This is a genomic window from Colwellia sp. BRX9-1 (genome assembly GCF_014077195.1).
Lineage (GTDB): Bacteria > Pseudomonadota > Gammaproteobacteria > Enterobacterales > Alteromonadaceae > Colwellia_A.
In genome coordinates this window covers 88,017-108,039 of the sequence record NZ_JACGVM010000008.1, presented here as the reverse complement: position 1 = coordinate 108,039, position 20,023 = coordinate 88,017, and the positions used below count along the sequence as shown (strand labels likewise).

Below are 20,023 nucleotides of genomic sequence, written 5' to 3'. Positions count from 1 at the left end.
TCAATAGCTTTTAGCGAGTTGAGAATGATTTTTGTTTACTTTGTTGTAATTTAATTACATTTTTATTTTTATGACGAGATATGACGAGATATGCTAATTTTAGCTGTTATTCATCTTTTATTCATTGATGTATGTACAAGATGGTGGAGAATACGGTGAAAATTCATCAATAAAAAAGCCAGTAATTACTGGCTTTAATACTAACTTACTTTTTGTAATTGAATATCAATAGCTTAGGGTTGGTAGCCACCCTCAATGCCTTTAGTCGTAATACTTACCGCATCGTGGGCATGTAAAGATTCAAGGTGGTTGATACGTAGCCAAAAGTCGTCATATCCAGCAGTATTATTCATTGCGTGTTGTAAACGACGAGCGGCGTCTTCACAAAACATTAAGTTTTGACCATTCAGTAGCGCAAATTCTTGTTCATCTTCTCTTTTTACTGCGGCTTGAACGGGTGTCTTTAAACAGCCTTCAATAATATCGACTAATGCAGTAATAGGGAATTCACTAATGTTGGCATTTAACTTTACTTTTAATTCAGCAACTGAGCGTTGACTATGAGGTGTAGCAACAATACCTTCAGTTGTACCCAGCCACTCATGAATTGAGTCTAAATCGGCTTCTTGGCCATTAAACTTCTCTTTAAAAGCTTTTTGGATTAACTGTCGAGCAAGGGCGGCAGAACAAGGACAAGTTGATGAATATCTAACATCAACTGCTAGCTCTATATCGAGTTTACCTTTATTTAAGCGACCGGTTAATGTTACTGGGTATGCTTTCCAGCCTTGCTTACCACTGATTAATGATTTTCTTCTTAAGTGATAGTCGAAGCGGAACTGCACTTTAGCATTATCGCTAAGATCGTGGTGACTACTGATAAAACCACTGAGTAAAGTGACCAAGCTTTGAAAGTCTAAAGTATTACTGGTTGAAAGTTCATCAAGCAGTAAATACAAGCGAGACATATGAATGCCTTTTGCTTGTGGTTCTTTTAAGTTTACAAACGCGTCAATAAAAGTAGAAACCATTCGCTCATTCTCACCTTGCGAAGCAACCATCATCGGCATTTCTATATTACTCATTCCAACCCAATCTAGGGTACCTTCGGTTTGAGCTGTGGTGTGGTTGGCGATATCAGGCATTAATGTGGACATTTCTACTCCAGTATTTCTAACACGCTATGTAAAGGGCTTTTTGAAACTTCAGTACATAACAAACTTATTAAGGGCGCGTATTCTAACGTATATTTCCTTGTAGATATAGCGACAGTTCTTTTTTAAGTTACTGAGCAAGATAACTTATTGAAACGCTCTGTATTCATATGGTTTTATGCTTTTAAAATGACTTTGAAGTAATCTAGATGAAAGGCATTTGTTTAATGACATCGGCGTTGATATTGTTACAATGAAGAAAATTACGCCACGATAATTATAATTTAAGGTAGGTTTTGTGAATTATACCGAACAGTTAGATGTTAATTTATTAGATGGATACTTGGATAGCTTAGGACAAGATATTGTGCAACAGATGTTGGACTTATATATTGAGCAATCAAAGACCTATATTGAAGACATTATCGATTCGATTGCACAAGAGTCACAAGTATTATGGCAAGAACGTTGCCATAAAATGAAAGGTGCAACTGGCAGTGTTGGTTTGTTAACCGCTCATGCTAAGTTGGTGGCAATTGAAAAATTACCCGGGCAATGGCCAGAAAAATCAGCCTTTATCTCTGAGTTGAATGAGATAAATAAAAATGCCGTTACTGCTTTTAAAGTATGGTTAGACTCAAAATAACCATGATTTAAGACAATTAAAAAAGGGGAAGCAATTATTGCTTCCCCTTTTTTAATTATTTATTGTTAAAGCGCGCTTAATCTACAGAGCCAATAAAACGATATCCTTCACCGTGAATGGTATTAATTAATTCAGCAGCGTCAGGTACCGATTCAAAATGTTTGCGTAAACGCCTAATCGTTACATCAACGGTACGGTCATTTGAGCGAAGGTCACGCCCGGTCATTTCTTTAATCAATTGCTGGCGAGTAACAATTTGGCCCGTGTTTTCAATTAATAAACGTAGAGCGCGATATTCGCCGCGAGGTATAGATAAAACTTGCCCGTCAGGTGCGGTCATTTTTCTTGAATTACCATCGAGTGACCATTTATTGAAAGTGATCACTGCTTTTTCAATTTCATTCTTTGTCTGACCAATTCGGTTAAGAATGTTTCGAGCTCGAATTGTTAATTCACGTGGATTAAATGGTTTTGTTAAATAGTCATCAGCACCAATTTCTAAACCAAGTATCTTATCTATATCACTATCACGACCGGTAAGAAATATTAACCCTAGCTCGTTGTTGCTGGTTAATTCTCTTGCCAATAATAAGCCATTTTTACCCGGAAGGTTAATATCCATGATGACTAAATTAATGGTGTTTTTTTGTAATTGAGTATCCATGCTCTCACCGTCTGTAGCCTCTGATACTTGATAGCCTTCTGCTTCAAACAAGTTACGTAGGTTAAAGCGTGTAACATCTTCGTCTTCTACGATAAGTATGTGAGGTTTTTGCATGTTTTTTTTTCCATTCTTTATGTATTTAGCAATAATGTTTACGGTATGTTAGTTATAGCTGAAAATTATATTAACGCTATGTTACTAATGCTTATTTTGTTAATTATTTATACAATTATTAGTATGGTATAGAACCACTAACTAAAAAACAATCAAGTTTGTTAGTTTCTTCTTATTCAACAAATATTTATCAGCACAGCTTTAATCTTCTTTAATGACTTGTGTTGGGATAATAATTTTGAAATTAACCCCTTTTTCAATTTCACTAATAAAGGATATTTTTCCACCTAGTGCTTGTGTGACTAAATTATACACCAGATGTAAGCCCAAGCCACTGCCACCCGAACCCCTTTTTGTGGTGGTGAAAGGCTCAAAAATTTTATTCATAATAGAAGGCTCAATACCCCTACCGTCGTCCTGATAGTCAATAGTAAGCATATCGCTAGAAATACTAGTCTGTATGGTAATTACACCATGGTCTCTGTCATCAAAGCCATGATTAATAGAATTTTGTATTAAATTAATAATTATTTGATTGATAGGACCGGGTTTGCTTTTTATGACGAGTTCGCTTGGACAGTCCACATTAATAATAAAAGGTAACTTTTTAATTTGTGGGGCTAACGTTAATAATATGTCGTCAAACAAATTTTTGATATTGAATGTTCGTGCTTCTTCACTTGATTGGTCAACAGCAACTTTTTTGAAACTGGCAATTAATTCTGCAGCGCGCTTCAAGTTACGGTAAATAATTGCGGTATTTTCTTCACCTTCAACAAGAAACTTTTTCAATTGACTTGATTTTAAGGTTTTATCATCAAAAGCTTTTTTTATTTCTAATAAGCGATCCGATAATAATGTTGAAGCTGTAACGCCTAAACCTATCGGTGTATTTACTTCATGAGCAACACCGGCAACCATATCGCCTAACGAAGCCATTTTCTCACTTTCAACAAGTTGCCCTTGAAACTGATGCAATTTTTCTAATGTTGAAAGTAATTCATTATTGGAATCCTTCAAGGCTTGGGTACGTTTATTGACTTTATTTTCAAGATCTTTGTTTTGCTGATAAGTGAGTTGCTTGGCATCGGAGAGTTTAGCAAGTTGTGTTTCAGCTCTATTGAGTACGATGTTTATGTTGCGCGCTAGAATATCGAGCTCTTTAAAAGGCATTTGTTCAATGCGTAAATTGAACTGTTTATGTTTCGAAATATCTTGTACTTTATTTGCCATATCTGACATAGGAATGGTAATAAAGCGGTTGAGTATTATTGTTATTAAAAGCGTCACTAAAATAAGCATGAAAATAATGACGCTATAACGCAAGAACATGTTGTTTGTTATACGTTTAATATAGTCAGTACCAACTTGTATATAAACGTAGCCAACTTTTTTATCTTGCTGGGTAATGGGTACCATAAGCTCTATAATATAAGTACTTATCTTTACCGAAGATAACTCCATTATTCTATCTGTTTTTTCAAGTATAGGTGAGCTCATACTTTTATTATAGTTCGCAAAAAACACTATGCCTTCAGGCTCAGGGGATACTTTATAAATATGAACGTGATTAATATAAGGGACAGATTTAAGCATGGATAAATAATGATCAGTTAACAGCGTTTTATCATTAACAAGATTGGTGCTGCTGGCATTAGCGATAAGCTCGGCCCAATATTTTGTATTAGTCGCTGCGTCTTCTTTTGTATCTTCAATAAATGAATTAGCGATGATAAAAGAAGAAAGAGTAACAAACAATACAATGAAACCGATGATCATAATCATCAGTTTTTTCTTTAATGAGTGAATGCGTTTCATTTTTTCCATATATTTATAGTAACTTAAATTTTATATTGAGCAATTAAATTGAACAATGATAAAGAGAAAAGCCCTTTTGCTTAGCTAAAACTTGTGTTCTTCCAATCGCCTCTTCCATGATGGGTTGATAACGGAGAAAACTATTTGCCACCACAGTGACTTGTCCTTTCGGTTTTAAATGGGGTTTTATTTTTGAAAGGAATGTCTCTGTTGCTTGATAATTGGTTTTAAGGCCCTGATGAAAGGGTGGATTTGAAATAACGTAATCGTACTTACCTTTTACATCTGACAAGCTATCTGATGGAAAAACGTGACCAGTTAAATTATTTAATTTCAATGTTGCTTGCGCTGAATATAATGCTAAGGCACTGACATCAAGTAAGTGTAACTTAATCTCAGGAAAAACTTTACCCAAGTAACTGGCTATGACTCCGGCACCACAGCCAAAATCGAGTAGCTCGCCGGTAATTTTCTTTGGTAAATTTTCCAACAATACCTGAGTGCCAATGTCGAGGCCGTTTTGACTGAATACACCAGGCAAGGCAACCACATCTACACTTGTGTCTTTAATCATAAAAGAATATGGCTTTAGCCAGTTGTCTAAGATAAAAGACTCTTGCGTCGCAAGTATATTGCTTGCGAATAATAAGCAATGGCGAGCAGCATCAATTTTTGCACAATCGCCAAGCTGTTGTTCGGTCAACTTTGCTAATGACTTAATACCGCTTTTATTCTCACCGACAACCAAAACTAAACATTCATTTGCTATCGAGTCTTTTATCATCGCGAGCATAAAAGTTAACTCGGCCTTACTTTTAGGAAACTGAATAATCACTAAGTCGTGGGCAGTCTTACTTTGATAATAGACATTAAATACCGCAGTCATTTGAGTGAGGTCTAATCGTTTGGCTTGTAAATGTGATTGATAATTCGTGTTATAACATGTCATCACTGCTTGAGGGTGAAGTGCATGGTATTCTTCAAAAAAATCGTCAATAGGTAAGTTGATAAATAATGGCGCTTTTGCTTTTAGTAAATCGGGATTACGCAGCAATAATTGATTGATGTTATCTAACAAAGTTATTCTCAAATAATTGGGTTATGGCATTCATAAATATATAACTTATACCCTAAATTAATTAACGGTATTTTATACGCTTAACGAAAAGATATGTTTATAATAGCCGCTATTCTACGTGAATATTATTATCATGTCAGAAAGGCGAATAATAAATTTGCAAATCACCATATAAAATTCAGGGAGTGGGTTATTTTTACTAAATTTTTTACTTGGTTTAAAGTGAAACTAATACGCAGTGATAAGCGTGCATGGTTATTAAAATTTCGCTATTTTACCGTCCCTAACTGGTTTAGAAAAACACCTGTCGCTGAAGTTTACTTAGCACTTAATGACCCTTATAGCTTTATGCTGATTCAAGTGTTACCAGAGCTAGAGCAACGTTTCAATATTCAATTTAAATTGTTCTTAGTCTATGAAAGTGTTCCAGGGGTAACTATCGATCCCAAATTAATGCGCACTTGGGCAATAAAAGATGCCAACTTTATTGCTGATCAATATCAATTGAAAAAAATAACGCAACGACCGACTCAAGAATCACTCTTTACTGGTCAGCAAATGTGGCAGTTGCGACCTAAAACACTCGATAATGCTTGGCAACTCTTTCAACAGACTTGGTCGAATGATTTTGATTACTACTATCATGCTTCTACACCGGTAATAAATTATCAAATTAAAAATTTAATACGTTTAGTTAAACAAGGGCATTACTTACCTTCGTCTATTTTTATTGCGGGGCAATGGTTTGTTGGTATTGATAGGCTTGAGCATCTAGAAAAACGTTTGGCTGACTTTGGTTTAGCAAAAGATGACAGTGTTGCTGTTTATCAAAAAAATAAATTAGTCTTTGCTGAGCAACAAGTGAAAGATAATGCAGCTGACATCGCTGACATCGCTGACACGAAAATATTAGAAGCCTTTATTTCATTACGAAGCCCTTATTCTTACATTGGTTTATTACAAGCAGAAAAGTTAAGTCAGCATTATCAGATCCCTTTAAAGATAAAGCCGTTATTACCTTTGATTATGCGGGGGTTAACCACGACAGAAAATAAAGAACGTTATGCTGTTTTTGATGCCAGTCGTGAAGCTAAAAAACTTAATATTCCTTTTACCGGTATTGCAGATCCTTTAGGGCAAGGTATTTTTAATGCTTTTCAAATTTTTTCGTATGCAGAACAACAAAATAAAGAACTCGATTTTATTAAGTCTGCGTTTAAGGCCATTTATGTTGACGGTTTAGACTTATCAAATAAATCGGTAATCGAATCTTTATGTCAGCAGCATAAAATCAATTATCTACAAGCGTTAGAATATAATAATGAACATGACTGGCAACAATGGTCTGATACCAACCAAAGTACTTTAGATGGCATGGGGTTATGGGGAGCGCCTTGTTTTCGATTTCAAAATGTTATTTGTTGGGGGCAAGACCGCTTGGCACAAATTGAACAAGCGATCATTGTTTCATAAGATATAATATATCCGTATTATCTTCATTTAGAGCACTATTGACTCAACATTAGAATAAATGTTCTAATGTTGTTGTCCTGAATTCAATAAAGTTTTGTTTTTTCAAACAAGCGAAACTTATGATAAAGGGCCAGAAGAGGAGCATTAACCAGGTAGTTATCATAAAGAGATCAAGCTCTAATGATTGGTAACGAGGGGGATTAATGCCGAGGTAAGTAATTTTTTGATAATTTACTTATCGGTTGTTTGGGTTGAATCCTAACAATTGTCACCAACTTGGTGGGGAGCTTCTGGCCTTTGTAAAGCCTAATGCTCTTCACATAAGTGATTGTTATCTTGGTTATTACAAACGCCTAAAAGTTCTCCGAACGAACAGAGTTCGAGAGAAATGAATCAAATAAAACTATCAAAAAAAATTAGCTTAACAGCTAACCCAACGCTTCATCATACTATTTTATGGACCGCATTAATTACGCCATTACTTGATGATGGTCAAATCGATTTTCCAAGCCTCAAACAATTAGCTATTAGTCAGTCTGACGCCGGTAATGGTATTGTCTTGCTAGGTAGTACAGGAGAGGGCCTGGCCTTAACATCGCAAGAGCAAGTTAAGATTGTTGAATTCGTTTGCCAATTATCACTAAGCGCACCTTTAATGGTTGCTGTTGGCGGTTATCAGTTAACCGAGCAAATTAATTGGATAACAGCTTGTAATAAATTACCTATTTCAGCCTACTTACTTGGTAGTCCCATTTACGCAAAGCCGGGTGTGATAGGTCAAACGCAATGGTTTAGTGCTTTACTTGATGCCGCCAACTTCCCCTGTATGTTATATAACGTCCCCTCTCGTAGCGGTGTTTCTATTGCTATTGAAACTTTACAGGCGGTGCAAAATCATCAGCATTGTTGGGCGTTAAAAGAAGCCAGTGGCGATTTAAATCAGGTACTCGCCTATCGCCAGTATTGTCCAGATATAGCCCTATATAGTGGTGAAGACGCCATGATGCCTTACTTAGCACAAGCAGGTGTAAAAGGGTTAGTTTCGGTTTGTAGTAATGTCTGGCCGGCAGCGACTCATCAATACGTCGAGCTATCACTAGCTGGTGAGACTCAAGGTTTATTTCCACTTTGGCAAAATGCGGTCGATGAGCTTTTTCAGGTGGCAAGTCCCATACCCGTAAAAGTATTAATGCACCAAAATAAAATGATCAACACTCCCTTTTTACGTGCGCCGTTAACCCATTTAGAACTTAACGACTGCAACTCGCTGTTAGCATCAGATAAATTAATTAATCAATGGCTTGAAACTCAAGCTAAGTGATCCCTTTAAGTATTAACATGAGAATTTAAAATGAATTGGCAAGAAACATTAACACAATTAGAAGCAGGTACTGTTCGTGCGGCAAATCAAGATGAAGCAGGAAATTGGCAGGCCAATGTAGCCGTAAAAGAAGCTATATTATCAGCATTTAAAGCGGGCGAAAACATTGCTTTTGATGGCATTTATAAGGGGTTTGTCGATAAACATAATTTACCTGCGCGTGAGTTTACCGCTGACGATAAAGTGCGATTAGTACCGGGTGGTTCTTCAGTTCGCCGTGGTGCGCATGTTGCTCCTGGTGTCATTATTATGCCACCCGCTTACATTAATGTTGGGGCTTTTGTTGATACAGGTACTATGATTGATAGCCATGCATTAATTGGCTCGTGCGCCCAAATAGGTAAAAATGTTCATGTTTCTGCCGCTGTTCAAATTGGTGGTGTTTTAGAACCGGTTGGTGCAAGCCCTGTTATTATCGAAGATGGTGCCTTTCTAAGTGCTGGTGTGGTCATTGTCGAAGGTATTGTTGTTAAAAAAGGGGCTGTTTTAGCGCCAGGTGTCTCACTTTCAGCGTCAGTGCCTGTTTACGATTGTGTGAATGAAGTGATGCTTGAAAAAGGTGCTGATATTCCTGAACGTGCTGTAGTGGTGCCAGGAACACGTCCGGTTTCAGGGGCGTGGGCGAAAACGCACGGTTTAAATATGGCTTGTGCATTAATCGTTAAATATCGCGATGAAAAAAGTAATGCCTCGTTAGAGCTCGAGTCTATTTTACGTTAAGCCCTCTAAGGTAAAGCAGGAATATCATGTCTGAGTTAGTAAATACTACCTATTGTTTTGATTCTCCTTCGGCGCTTGAATTAAGCGCTGAGTTAACAAAGCAACAACCTGAAAGTAGCCAGCAAGAAGGTTACTTTGTTTATCATCTTGATGCGCTTAAAGCCCATTTAGCCGAACTACAACGCCAAGACGTCATTAAGTTATGGTTTGCGGTAAAAGCGAACCCGTTATCTAACATCATTAAAACCTTAGACGATGCGGGTTTTAATTTTGATGTGGCGAGCAGTGGCGAATTAAATCAAGTCTTAAAGCAAGGTATTACACCCGAACGTATCTTAAATACCGGTCCGGCAAAATCAAAAGCACAAATAACGTCGTTCATTAAACAAGGGGTTAATATTTTTGTTGCTGAAAGTTTGAATCAATTAACTTGGTTAAATGAAGCAGCTATTGAGCATGATGTTAAGCCAAGAGTGCTGTTGCGGGTTCAGTTGCAATGGCCAGAGGGTGAAAAAAACCCTTTAGGGGGAAATTGCCTAACACCATTTGGTTTGTCGATAGAGCAGTGGCAAAGCATTAAAGTCGTTAACTTTCCTGGTATTGAGTTGTGTGGTTTACATATTTTTCAATGGGGCAATATGCTCAGTAATGAAAAAATGTTCTCGCTGTGGTCACAAATGGTTGCACCATTAAAAGGTTTAGCTGATGACATAGGTATGCCATTAAAAATCTTAGATTTAGGTGGCGGTTTAGGTATTGATTATTTACAGCAAGGCAAAACACTTTCTTGGCAGAAAATTATTGCTGATCTGGCGATCATAAAGCAGCAGGCAGGTGCCGAAGAGTTATGGTTAGAATTGGGCCGTTTTGCGGTTGCTGAGTGTGGTTATTATGTGGTCCCCGTTGTTGATAGAAAAATGAATTATGGTCAAGAGCAGTTAGTCTTAGCCGCAGGTATTAATCATTTGTTAAGACCGGCGATAACCGAACAGCCTTTTCCTGTCAATTTACTACGAGAGTCTACACGCGAAAAACAGTTGTTTGATATTCATGGTCCGCTATGTACCAGTATGGACAAATTGGGTAAGTTGCCTTTGCCTGATGACGTATCTGTTGGCGATCAACTGGTATTTGGCTATTGCGGTGCTTACGGTTTTACTGAAAGTATGCCATTTTTTCTTTGTCACCATATCGCTGCTGAATACGTGTTTAGTCAAGGGACGTTGGTTGAAGTCAGAGCAGCACAACCAGCGGATTGGTATTTAAGATAGCGATAAATACTTCAGCTTAATGTTTAAGATAAAGTGAACAAAATGAATGAAATAAAAAAAGAAGTTATGCATGTTGGTGAAATGGCGAGCGGCGCAGCACTTACCGTTCCTGTTTATCGTATAAAAGGACGTACTGATGCACCCAGTGTTTATATTCAAGCGAATATGCATGGCGCTGAAGTGCAAGGTAATGCGGTTATTTTTCAACTATTAGAATTATTGAAAAACACAAAAATAAATGGCGATATTACCTTAGTACCTTATGCCAACCCTGTGGGGTGTAATCATAAAAATGGTGAATATACCCTTGGCAGATTTGATCCTATCACCGGAGTGAATTGGAATCGGATGTATCACTTTGATGAAAGCATCATCAAGCCGTTTGTTCGTGAATGTATTGGCAAAAAAAATCAAGTTATTGAAGCCAATTTTAAAAAGCTAATGATTGAAAGTATTGAAGAAAAACTTAACCATAATATTTATGGGCTAACGACCGGACAACGCATTGCTTATCAATTACAGCGCTTGGCTCATCAAGCTGACTACGTTTTAGACTTACATACCGGGCCTATTTCAAGTAAACATTTATACTGCCCTGAATATGCGCAAGAAAGCGCTCAGTACTTTGATATTCCACATACATTATTAATTCCTAATGACTTTGATGGTGCCTTAGATGAAGCAACCTTCTGCCCTTGGTGGTCATTACAAGACGCTTTTGCTGAATTAGGTATCGAGTTTTCGATTAGTTCAGCGTCTATTAACAAAGAAAGCTTTACCGTTGAATTAGGCTCGCAAGAACAGATTGATCTTGATGTAGCCTTAGAAGATGCTAAAAGTATTATGAATTATTTACAGCATAAAAACGTCATCAACACCACTGAATACCGACCTAAAACGATGACACGTTATGGATGTTATTTAAAAAACTACAAAGCCTTTTATTCGCCAATGGGAGGGATGGTCGATTACTTGGCTGAATTTGGTCAACCATTAGCTGCAGGTGAACCGCTGGCGAGAATTTTACGCATGGATAATTATGGTGACGGCGATCCATTGCACTATATTTCACTGGATAAAAAAGTCATTCCTATTTTACATTTTGCCTCGGCGAGTGTGAATCAAGGTACAGAATTATATAAAGTGTTTAGTGAGTATTTTGAGTTTTAATACTGTGTGAATTAGCCTTGATTTATAAATAAGGTATTGACAATACTACTGTTGCCAATACCTTTGAACTACTTGTTTGTTTGCTCTTTTTGGCGAGATTGTTCGATACTCGCGCTAAGTTCTTTGGCTAAAGATTGGACTTCGGGTATAAAATCTTGCATTAACTGTTGTGAAAGTATGATTGAGTCTTGAATAATTAAAGGCATTTTTTTCGTCATACTTCTGCCAATATCTGAACGATAAAATGTTATTAACCCTTGTATTTCTGCTTCGGTAAAATTGCGGCTGTAAATGTCTATCATTGGCTCTTTAAAGCTATGCCAATTCATTTTCTCATGAAGAAGGGCATTTACTTTATCCATATATTTATCAAAATGAACTTTCTCTTTGTTCGAAATATTCATTTTTTTCGACATACCTTCAAACATTAGCGTAACTTGACTTTGCATACTCTCTATCATTTTTGAAACTTCAGTTAATTCCATTAATTTTTCAATCGATGCCCTTGATGATAAGTCGTTAGCTTTACTAGTAAAACTAAGCATAAGTACCAATAGCAGCATGGTGATTCTTCTCATTATTATTCCTTTAATTTTTAATAGAGTGAGTATTGATCATAATACTTGTTGATTATATTGCAACATTTTCATTACATTTGTAGCAACAAAATGATGAGTCGTAGAGTGACTGAAAATCATCACTAGATTACCATCGACTTCTGATTATGGTTAAAATTGGAAGGTAATAAATTTGATTTAACGCATTTATGAAGCATAGGAATCAAATTAGTCATTAAATCGTCACTTAGTAAGCCATAAGCATATTTATTAAAGACAATTTTGTGGTATAAATAATGCTCTTAATAAATTCTAAACGATTAATAAAGGACTAATGGTGAATTTTAAACGGATGTTTTTCTACTATATTATACTCGTTGTTTTTTTGCCTCTTACTATACAAGCGGCTGAAAAAAAATGGGTTTATACCGTTGTAGAAGGCGATAGCTTATGGAGTATCAGCCAAGAATATCTTGAAGAAACAGCTTTTTATCAAAAACTTCAAAAACTTAATGGAATCACATATCCTAAAAAATTACAGCCCAATACCTTAATAGAAGTACCTATGTCGTGGATAAAAAGCTATCCAACCTATGCGACAATAACGGCTATTTCGGGCAAAAGTACCTTCTTTAAACAAGGTGAAACGCAAGTCACTAAACTCGGCTCAATATTGAGCTTTGGTGATATATTAACTGTTGATGCTAATTCTAGTGTCAGCCTCACGCTTGTTGATGGCTCTGTGCTTACTCTTCTTGAAAAAAGTAAATTGTCTTTTGAGTCTTTAATAAGTTATGGCAAAACAGGAATGGCGGATACGCAACTAAAACTTCACCAAGGTAAAGTTGAAACACAGGCAAAAAAATCAAAGGGACCAGGGTCTCGTTTAGATATATCTACAGCTTCAGCCATAAGCTCAGTGCGAGGCACGGTTTATAGAGTTGCACATTCCTCGCAAGATCATAATTCACTTATTGAGGTATTAGAGGGCGAGGTCGAAGTTAACGCACAAATGCAAAGTGAATATATAGCGAAAGGGTTTGCCAGTAAAGTAGCGAAAGGACAGGTTCCTAGTAAACCGATAATGCTATTGAATGCCCCACGTTTTATCAGCACAAAAAACCGCTTTGAAGGTGAGGAGGTAAATTTTGACTGGGAAAATGTTAAGGATGCAATAGCATACAAAGTGCAAATTTCATCTAATAATACTTTTACAGATATTGTTTGGCAGCAACATCAATCTCAAACAGTTGCTACGCTCGCAAAAATCGTAGATGGCGATTACTTTATTAGAGTTAGTGCGCTTAGTCTTTCAAATATAGAAGGGTTCGCTCGAAGTACTTCATTTTCTGTTAATAATAAGCCATTACCTCCAGCCATTAGTGAAGTAGATAGCTTTTTTGATGCTGGTACTCGTGAACTTACTTGGGCTTATGCGAAAGAATTATCAGGTTCGCTTTTACAAATCGCCTCGGATAGTAATTTTGACAATGTTATTATTTTAACAAATTTGTCTGAAAGCTCATTTATTATTCCTAATACACTTCCTTTTGGGAAATACTATTGGCGGGTGGCTGGCGTTGATCATAAAGGTCGAGGACCTTTTTCGAAGGGCAATGATTTTTTATGGCAGGCATTATTATCTCCTGTGCAATGGAGTTATCAGCATAAAACTGATCAGTTAGTCGTTGATTGGTCAGCACTTAAGGTCGATGAGTCAGTACAGATACAGGTTGCTGATGAGTCTGATTTTATGGCTAATACCCAGGTTCTTGAATCGGTAGTAAAAACGCTTTCAATACCTATACCCAACGACAGAGATATCTATATACGTTCGCGTGTTATCAATAAAAAATTAAATGTTCATGGAGAGTGGAGCGACGTGAAGACTATCAGTAATAATGATGATAACGCGCTTATATCGTTTGCTTTTTTAGCGCTTTTTATTCTTTTGTAATAGGTCATGATTAGCATTATGTTTAGGCTACTATTTAAAGACAAAAATTTAATGGCAATGCTGCTCATTAGCTTCCTTTTCATATTTTTTTATACGCCAGAAAATGTGTTAAACACCTTGTTTTATGATGTTGTGCTTAAGCAAAAGCAAGTTAAAGAAAATCATGCTGTTATTATTGCTATCGATGATAAAAGTATTCAAACAATAGGCCGTTGGCCTTGGCCACGTAAAGTTCACGCTCAACTAGTCGATAAATTAGCGTCTGCAAAACCTGCCGCTATTGGTTTTGATATCTTATTTGTCGATCCGGACCTAGCCGAGCCAACATCAGATGTCACATTTGCTAAAGCTATCGCCAATACGGCTAATATTGTTTTGCCTTTATCCCCTAATTTTGAAGAAAATGCTAGCGCTCATGAGCTTTTGCCATCGACGATTTTTTTAACAAACAAGGTAGTATTAGGTCACAATGATTTTGAATTAGACACCGATGGTGTTATGCGCAAAGTCTATTTATATGCCGGTTGGCAGCAGGCTAAATGGCCTAGTTTTGCATTATCTCTTGCTCAAATTATGCAGCCTAATAAATTTATTGCTCCCGATAAAGTTTCAAAAGGAAACTTTTGGACAAGACAAAAACCAATAAATATCGCTTTTAATAGCATAGATATCCCCACTTTATCTTATAGCGATGTGCTCAGTGGTGATGTTGACAACACTATATTTAACCATAAAGTTATATTGATTGGAGTTACCGCATCAGGACTTGGAGAGCGCTTTACTACACCGACATCTATGTCTCACCAACGACTTTCTGGTGTTGAAATTAATGGACATATTGTTAATGCTCTACTCTCAGATGCAACGATTACTTTAATACCAAACCTTGGTCAGTATGCTTTTGCAGCGATAATCGTTTTACTCGCGATTCTCTGTTTATCTTTATTGAACTCTGCTTTTGTCTTAACAAGTCTAGCCGGACTAATTATTGCTACCTTTGTTATCGCAACAGGGAGCTTGCTCGTCTATAACCTATGGCTAGATCCGCTGTTGCCCATTGGCTTACTTTTGTTAATTATTTTGTATTTATTGTTTTTTAAAGTGAAATTTTATAAAAATAATTTGCTACAACTCAATCAAAAAATATATACGGATAACGCAACACAACTACCTAACGCTGAAAAAGTAAATTTAATTATAAATGAGCTGATTTTATCAGCACAGCTTGAAAAGAAGCCTTTCCCGGTCATTATTATCAATATAGGTAAATTTAACGCAGTAAATGATCTGGTTGGCTTTAGTGAAGGCAATAACTTATTAAAATTAATCACCAAACGAATACAGTACTTTATTGATGAGCAGCAGGTGATAGCTCGACACACAGGAACAGAATTTATTGTTACTGGGTTAGGTCGTCATAAAGAAGACGATATTAAGCTTATGTGTAATAACATTAATGTTAATTTATCTAAAATATTATCTATTCAAAATGAATCGTTTACTTTGCCGATCAGTATTGGTGTTAGTACTTACCCACACGATGGCTTATCCGCAGAAACCCTGATTAATTGTGCAACTTCAGCAATGCAAAGGGCTAAAGAAAGATCTGGCAGAGGCGTTTGCTTTTATCATAAACACATTAATCAAGAAACTTTAGAGCGACATCACTTCGAAAATGATTTAGCACACGCGTTAGAGAAAAACGAAATTGAAGTTTATTATCAACCACAAGTTAATGCTCAAACAAGTGAGATAGTTGGTGTAGAGGCCCTTGCTCGTTGGCTTCACCCCGTAAAAGGTTATATACCGCCAACTGAATTTATACCCATTGCCGAATCAACGGGGCTGATTAATGAAATAGGAGAGTGGATATTAACAACGGCCTGTCAGCAAATTAAAATATGTCAATTAACCTATGGTATACCAATAAAGTTGGGCGTTAATGTCTCTGCGATTCAATTTAATGAGGAGTTATTAATAAAAAACATTGAAAAAATTCTTAATGATACTGGCTTTAATGCGCAGTATTTAGAATTAGAATTAACGGAGAGCTGTCTCATCGACAATATGGGGAATACCGAAAATATATTGTCTCAATTAAAAAAATTGAATATTAACTTGTCGATTGATGATTTTGGTACCGGTTATTCGTCTTTAAGTTACTTAAAAAGTTTTCCTATTGATCGCATTAAAATCGATCGCTCATTCATTAAAGATATTAATGACAGTGATGATGCAAATAAAATTGTTTTAGCGATTATATCTATGGCTCAGAGTTTAAATATGTCGACTATTGCAGAAGGTATAGAATTAATAGAACAGCAAAAATTCTTGCAAAAACATCATTGTGATGAGCTACAAGGCTATTTATTTAGTAAGCCTTTATCTTATAAAGATCTTGAATCATTACTTAAAAAAGGTAGGTTTTTGTAACTTTATTTGCTGTGGTTTTACTATTTATTATCATATTATTTGTTGTATAACACCGCTAATGCTTATATTTTTTAGCAAGACTTACCTATATTAAGGCCTCTTAACATTCATTAAGAGGCCTTGTTTTTTTATCAGATAATTTTTTTATTTTAACCGCTACAGCTTTAAGTGTGTATTGAAGTAATTAGTCATCATGGTTTTAATGTGTAACGTTGTGCCACTGCCTTCGTACAAGCCATGGCTTCGATTCGGGTAAGACATGAAGTCAAACTGACGGTTGTGCTTAACTAATTCATTAATTAGGCGTTCAGAGCCTTGGTAATGAACATTATCGTCGCCTGTGCCATGAATAAGCAGTAACTTACCTTGCAAGTTTTTAGCATGGGTAATAGGTGAACCTTGCTTGTAACCTTCGGCAAAGTCAGCTAATAAACCCGAATAGCGTTCTTGGTAAATAGAATCGTATAAACGTTGATCAGGCACAGGTGCTAAAGAAATACCTACATGATATTGCTCAGGGTAACGGAACATCATATTTAAGGTCATCGAACCACCGCCAGAATGCCCCCAAATAGCAACATGGTCAGTATCAATATAGTCCCAACGATTTGCCATTGCTGTTAATGCATCAGATTGGTCACGTGAAGAAAGTACACCGACTGCGCCGTAAATTGATTTGCGCCACTCTCTGCCTTTTGGTGTGCGTGTACCGCGATTATCAATAGAGGCTATTATGTAACCCTGTTCAGTTAACATTTGATCCCACATAGCTGCACTGCCACGCCAGCTATCAGTAACCGTTTGTCCCCAAGACTCTCCATAAACATAAAAAATGATAGGATATTTTTTCTTAGGATCAAAATCCGCAGGGCGAATAATATAACCGTCTAAAACGACACCATCTTGTGCTTTTACTTGAAAAAACTCATGATCTGTTTTTGGCAACTCAGCTAATTTATCGATTAATACCTTGTTGTCCATCATCATGTGTTTGGTTTGATGACCTTCAATTTTCACTAAACGTTTCTGCGTTGGTTGGCTAAATGTCGAGTGTGAATGAATCGCCCATTGCCCGTCTGCCGACATTTGGTAACTGTTAGTACCAGCAAATTCTTCAGGAGTGACCCGTTGATTACTTAAACTTCCATCAAGCTTGCTGCGATATAAGTAACGCTGTGCAACATTTTCAGGTGAAGCTATGTAGTACAACCAACCGTTTTCTTCGTCGATGGTTTGAATGCTTATTACATCAAAGTCACCTTCCGTTAAGTTTAAAGCGGTTTTTCCGTCACGTGTTATGTTGAAAATATGGCGCCAACCACTGCGTTCACTAGTCCATAAAAAGCTGTTGCCTTGGTTTAACCAGCGAGCATCGTCAAAGAAATCAAGAAAGGTCTCTTCTTGCTCTGTCATCACAGTTGTGACATCACCGGTATTAGCGTTAGCTAAATAAAGAATATTAGTGTCTTGTTTGCGGTTGACATGCTGTACCAATATTTGTTGACTGTTACCTGACCAATTCATGCGTGGAATATACATGTTGCGTGAGTTGTTGGGTAGATTGGCCCAGATAGTTTTTGTTGTCGCTAAATTTACTACGCCAACTTTTGGTAATGCATTTGTTTCACCCACTTTAGGGTAAGGGAATTTTGTGATGGTCGGGTAAAGTTCGTCAGTATTATTAATCATAATGAAGTCTTTACTACCACTGGTGTCTAACTGCCAGTAGGCAATTTTTTCACCGTCAGGGCTCCAGCGAAAACCATCCTTAATGGTAAACTCTTCTTCGTAAACCCAGTCAAATAAACCATTGATTTTTCCATCGCCAGCGTCAAATGTTAATTGAGACACCTTATTATTTGCTAAGTTTTCTACATAAATATTGTCTGCAACCACGTAAGCGACTTTACTTGCATTAGGTGAAAATTTTGCAAACATTAATGAGCTTGCTAAGGGATTTTTGCCACCAAGTTGCATTAATTTATTGGTTTTTATATCTAATAACCAATAATCACCTCGACTGTTTGAACGCCATACTTTTTTACTATTAGTATAAATAAGCAATTTTTGACGGTCGTCTGACCAAGTGTAATTATCTATATCTAATGGCTTTTCAGTGCCTTTAGGTGTCAGTTGTTGTGCCGAAATCAATACCGAACGCTGTAAGGTTTCAGGGTTATAAACAACGATGTCACGACCTATGCTGACTTCTTTGCCTTTTTCATCTGTTTTTGTTTTTGCTGATTTTTCAACGATGGTGTAACCACTACCGTCGGCTAACCAACGTAGGCGAGAAATATAATCTGAGCTAAATTCACCCTCTTTGTAAATACGTTCAACGGTTAACGGCGTTGATTTTTTAAGGTTAATGTTAGTATTTGTGGTATTTTCTGTGGTGATGTTTTGACAAGCAGCTAATGATACTGCAATAGCAGTGGTCAATGCGGTTGAGCATAGCCAACGAGTTATTTTTATTTTAGGCATAATATTTCCTTAATTTGCGTACAATCACTTTAAATTGTATACAATTAATTGGCAATGCTGTTGGTCGACTATTTTGTCACTTTTACCGTATTTAAATGATCGCTTAGCGGTTGAAAAAAGTAAATTTGACCTCACCTATTGCACATCAAAAAACAAAAGGTTGAACCATGGATAACGCACTAGAAATTTCTGGCTTAAAAAAAGTTTATAAAGGTGGTTTTACTGCACTTAAAGGTATCGATCTTACGGTTAAACAAGGTGATTTTTTTGCTTTACTTGGTCCTAATGGCGCAGGTAAGTCGACAACCATAGGTATCATCACCTCTTTGGTTAATAAAACCGCAGGTAGTGTTAAGGTTTTTGGCCATGATATCGATAAAGAACTTGAACAAGCCAAGAGCTATTTAGGTCTAGTCCCACAAGAGTTTAACTTTAATCAATTCGAAACCTTGTTAACTATTTTAGTTAATCAAGCCGGTTACTATGGTGTTGAACGTTCTTTAGCATTTAAACGCGCTGAAAAGTACCTGAAAAAACTCGATCTATGGGACAAGCGTAACGATGCAGGTCGTATGCTTTCAGGAGGAATGAAACGTCGCCTGATGATTGCAAGAGCGCTAATGCATGAACCGCAGGTACTTATTCTTGATGAACCTACTGCTGGTGTTGATATTGAACTTCGTCGCTCAATGTGGATTTTCTTACGTGAATTAAACAAGCAGGGTATTACGATCATTTTAACGACCCATTATTTGGAAGAAGCTGAAATGCTTTGTCGAAATATTGCCATTATTGACTCAGGTGTGATCGTTGAAGATACTGATATGAAATCTTTGCTGTCAAAATTAGACCAAGAAACAATCGTCTTTGATATCGACTCCGTAACTAATGCGCCAGAGCTTGATGCCTTCACTTGTCGGTTGATTGACGACCACACCTTAGAAGTTGATGTGAAAAAGTCGCAACTTATTAATGATATTTTTAGCCAGCTTAACGGACAAAATATTAATGTTCGTAGTATGCGCAATAAAAGTAATCGCCTAGAAGAGTTATTCGTCAGTCTCGTGGGTAGTGGGCAAAAAGTTAAACAGGAGAATAAATAG

The 20,023-nt window shown here is 36.7% G+C and carries 15 protein-coding genes and 1 riboswitch; of the genes, 9 read left to right on the top strand and 6 right to left on the bottom strand.

Annotated elements, in window-relative coordinates; translation table 11 throughout:
* Positions 1–233: 233 nt before the first annotated feature.
* A complete protein-coding gene (folE2, locus tag H4J76_RS09815; RefSeq protein ID WP_070375512.1) occupies positions 234–1,157 on the bottom strand; it encodes a GTP cyclohydrolase FolE2 in 924 nt (307 codons plus the stop codon).
* Between the two features lie 295 nt (positions 1,158–1,452).
* Here folE2 and H4J76_RS09810 point away from each other — a divergent pair, with 295 nt between their 5' ends.
* Positions 1,453–1,800, top strand: coding sequence for an Hpt domain-containing protein (locus H4J76_RS09810; protein ID WP_070375513.1), 348 nt, complete (start codon positions 1,453–1,455; stop codon positions 1,798–1,800).
* A 76-nt stretch (positions 1,801–1,876) separates the two neighbouring features.
* Here H4J76_RS09810 and arcA read toward each other — a convergent pair whose 3' ends face one another.
* The 3 genes from arcA to H4J76_RS09795 form a co-directional block, all read right to left on the bottom strand.
* Positions 1,877–2,578, bottom strand: coding sequence for a two-component system response regulator ArcA (gene arcA, locus H4J76_RS09805; protein ID WP_070375514.1), 702 nt, complete (start codon positions 2,576–2,578; stop codon positions 1,877–1,879).
* 201 nt (positions 2,579–2,779) lie between these two features.
* Positions 2,780–4,396 carry a sensor histidine kinase gene (locus tag H4J76_RS09800; RefSeq protein ID WP_182214430.1) on the bottom strand — a complete coding sequence of 539 codons (1,617 nt, stop codon included), beginning with the start codon at positions 4,394–4,396 and terminating at the stop codon, positions 2,780–2,782.
* A gap of 43 nt (positions 4,397–4,439) precedes the next feature.
* Positions 4,440–5,474: a methyltransferase gene (locus tag H4J76_RS09795; protein ID WP_259366488.1), complete on the bottom strand. Its 1,035-nt coding sequence runs from the start codon at positions 5,472–5,474 to the stop codon at positions 4,440–4,442.
* Positions 5,475–5,696: 222 nt separating this feature from the next.
* Between H4J76_RS09795 and H4J76_RS09790 the strand changes: the two genes are divergently transcribed.
* The 5 genes from H4J76_RS09790 (at position 5,697) to H4J76_RS09770 (ending at position 11,489) form a co-directional block, all read left to right on the top strand.
* Complete coding sequence (locus H4J76_RS09790; RefSeq protein ID WP_182175349.1) at positions 5,697–6,947, top strand: DsbA family protein; 1,251 nt, start codon at positions 5,697–5,699, stop codon at positions 6,945–6,947.
* A gap of 126 nt (positions 6,948–7,073) precedes the next feature.
* Positions 7,074–7,245: riboswitch (Lysine riboswitch) on the top strand.
* 90 nt (positions 7,246–7,335) lie between these two features.
* The gene (gene dapA / locus H4J76_RS09785; RefSeq protein WP_182215620.1) at positions 7,336–8,268 is read left to right on the top strand and encodes a 4-hydroxy-tetrahydrodipicolinate synthase; all 933 of its coding nucleotides are present in this window, start codon (positions 7,336–7,338) and stop codon (positions 8,266–8,268) included.
* Between the two features lie 30 nt (positions 8,269–8,298).
* Positions 8,299–9,048, top strand: a complete 750-nt coding sequence (locus tag H4J76_RS09780) for a 2,3,4,5-tetrahydropyridine-2,6-dicarboxylate N-succinyltransferase (protein ID WP_182215618.1) — start codon at positions 8,299–8,301, stop codon at positions 9,046–9,048.
* Positions 9,049–9,074: 26 nt separating this feature from the next.
* Complete coding sequence (locus H4J76_RS09775) at positions 9,075–10,319, top strand: PLP-dependent decarboxylase (RefSeq protein ID WP_182215616.1); 1,245 nt, start codon at positions 9,075–9,077, stop codon at positions 10,317–10,319.
* Between the two features lie 33 nt (positions 10,320–10,352).
* On the top strand, positions 10,353–11,489 hold the full coding sequence (locus H4J76_RS09770) for a succinylglutamate desuccinylase/aspartoacylase family protein (RefSeq protein WP_404842398.1): 1,137 nt from the start codon (positions 10,353–10,355) through the stop codon (positions 11,487–11,489).
* Positions 11,490–11,557: 68 nt separating this feature from the next.
* Here H4J76_RS09770 and H4J76_RS09765 read toward each other — a convergent pair whose 3' ends face one another.
* Positions 11,558–12,067 (bottom strand): DUF2059 domain-containing protein, encoded by a 510-nt coding sequence (locus H4J76_RS09765; protein WP_182215612.1) that lies wholly within the window; start codon positions 12,065–12,067, stop codon positions 11,558–11,560.
* Between the two features lie 313 nt (positions 12,068–12,380).
* Here H4J76_RS09765 and H4J76_RS09760 point away from each other — a divergent pair, with 313 nt between their 5' ends.
* A complete protein-coding gene (locus H4J76_RS09760; protein WP_182215610.1) occupies positions 12,381–14,003 on the top strand; it encodes a FecR domain-containing protein in 1,623 nt (540 codons plus the stop codon).
* Between the two features lie 18 nt (positions 14,004–14,021).
* Complete coding sequence (locus H4J76_RS09755; RefSeq protein ID WP_182215609.1) at positions 14,022–16,436, top strand: EAL domain-containing protein; 2,415 nt, start codon at positions 14,022–14,024, stop codon at positions 16,434–16,436.
* 156 nt (positions 16,437–16,592) lie between these two features.
* Here H4J76_RS09755 and H4J76_RS09750 read toward each other — a convergent pair whose 3' ends face one another.
* The gene (locus H4J76_RS09750) at positions 16,593–18,920 is read right to left on the bottom strand and encodes a S9 family peptidase (protein ID WP_182215607.1); all 2,328 of its coding nucleotides are present in this window, start codon (positions 18,918–18,920) and stop codon (positions 16,593–16,595) included.
* Between the two features lie 167 nt (positions 18,921–19,087).
* Between H4J76_RS09750 and H4J76_RS09745 the strand changes: the two genes are divergently transcribed.
* The gene (locus H4J76_RS09745; RefSeq protein WP_182215606.1) at positions 19,088–20,023 is read left to right on the top strand and encodes an ABC transporter ATP-binding protein; all 936 of its coding nucleotides are present in this window, start codon (positions 19,088–19,090) and stop codon (positions 20,021–20,023) included.

Bases quoted from the DNA above. Each gene is read 5' to 3' on its own strand.
- H4J76_RS09765 (WP_182215612.1), bottom strand. From the start codon at position 12,067: ATGAGAAGAATCACCATGCTGCTATTGGTACTTATGCTTAGTTTTACT.
- H4J76_RS09800 (WP_182214430.1), bottom strand. From the start codon at position 4,396: ATGAAACGCATTCACTCATTAAAGAAAAAACTGATGATTATGATCATC.
- H4J76_RS09750 (WP_182215607.1), bottom strand. From the start codon at position 18,920: ATGCCTAAAATAAAAATAACTCGTTGGCTATGCTCAACCGCATTGACC.
- H4J76_RS09745 (WP_182215606.1), top strand. From the start codon at position 19,088: ATGGATAACGCACTAGAAATTTCTGGCTTAAAAAAAGTTTATAAAGGT.
- dapA (WP_182215620.1), top strand. From the start codon at position 7,336: ATGAATCAAATAAAACTATCAAAAAAAATTAGCTTAACAGCTAACCCA.
- arcA (WP_070375514.1), bottom strand. From the start codon at position 2,578: ATGCAAAAACCTCACATACTTATCGTAGAAGACGAAGATGTTACACGC.
- H4J76_RS09760 (WP_182215610.1), top strand. From the start codon at position 12,381: ATGGTGAATTTTAAACGGATGTTTTTCTACTATATTATACTCGTTGTT.
- H4J76_RS09780 (WP_182215618.1), top strand. From the start codon at position 8,299: ATGAATTGGCAAGAAACATTAACACAATTAGAAGCAGGTACTGTTCGT.
- H4J76_RS09755 (WP_182215609.1), top strand. From the start codon at position 14,022: ATGTTTAGGCTACTATTTAAAGACAAAAATTTAATGGCAATGCTGCTC.
- H4J76_RS09775 (WP_182215616.1), top strand. From the start codon at position 9,075: ATGTCTGAGTTAGTAAATACTACCTATTGTTTTGATTCTCCTTCGGCG.
- folE2 (WP_070375512.1), bottom strand. From the start codon at position 1,157: ATGTCCACATTAATGCCTGATATCGCCAACCACACCACAGCTCAAACC.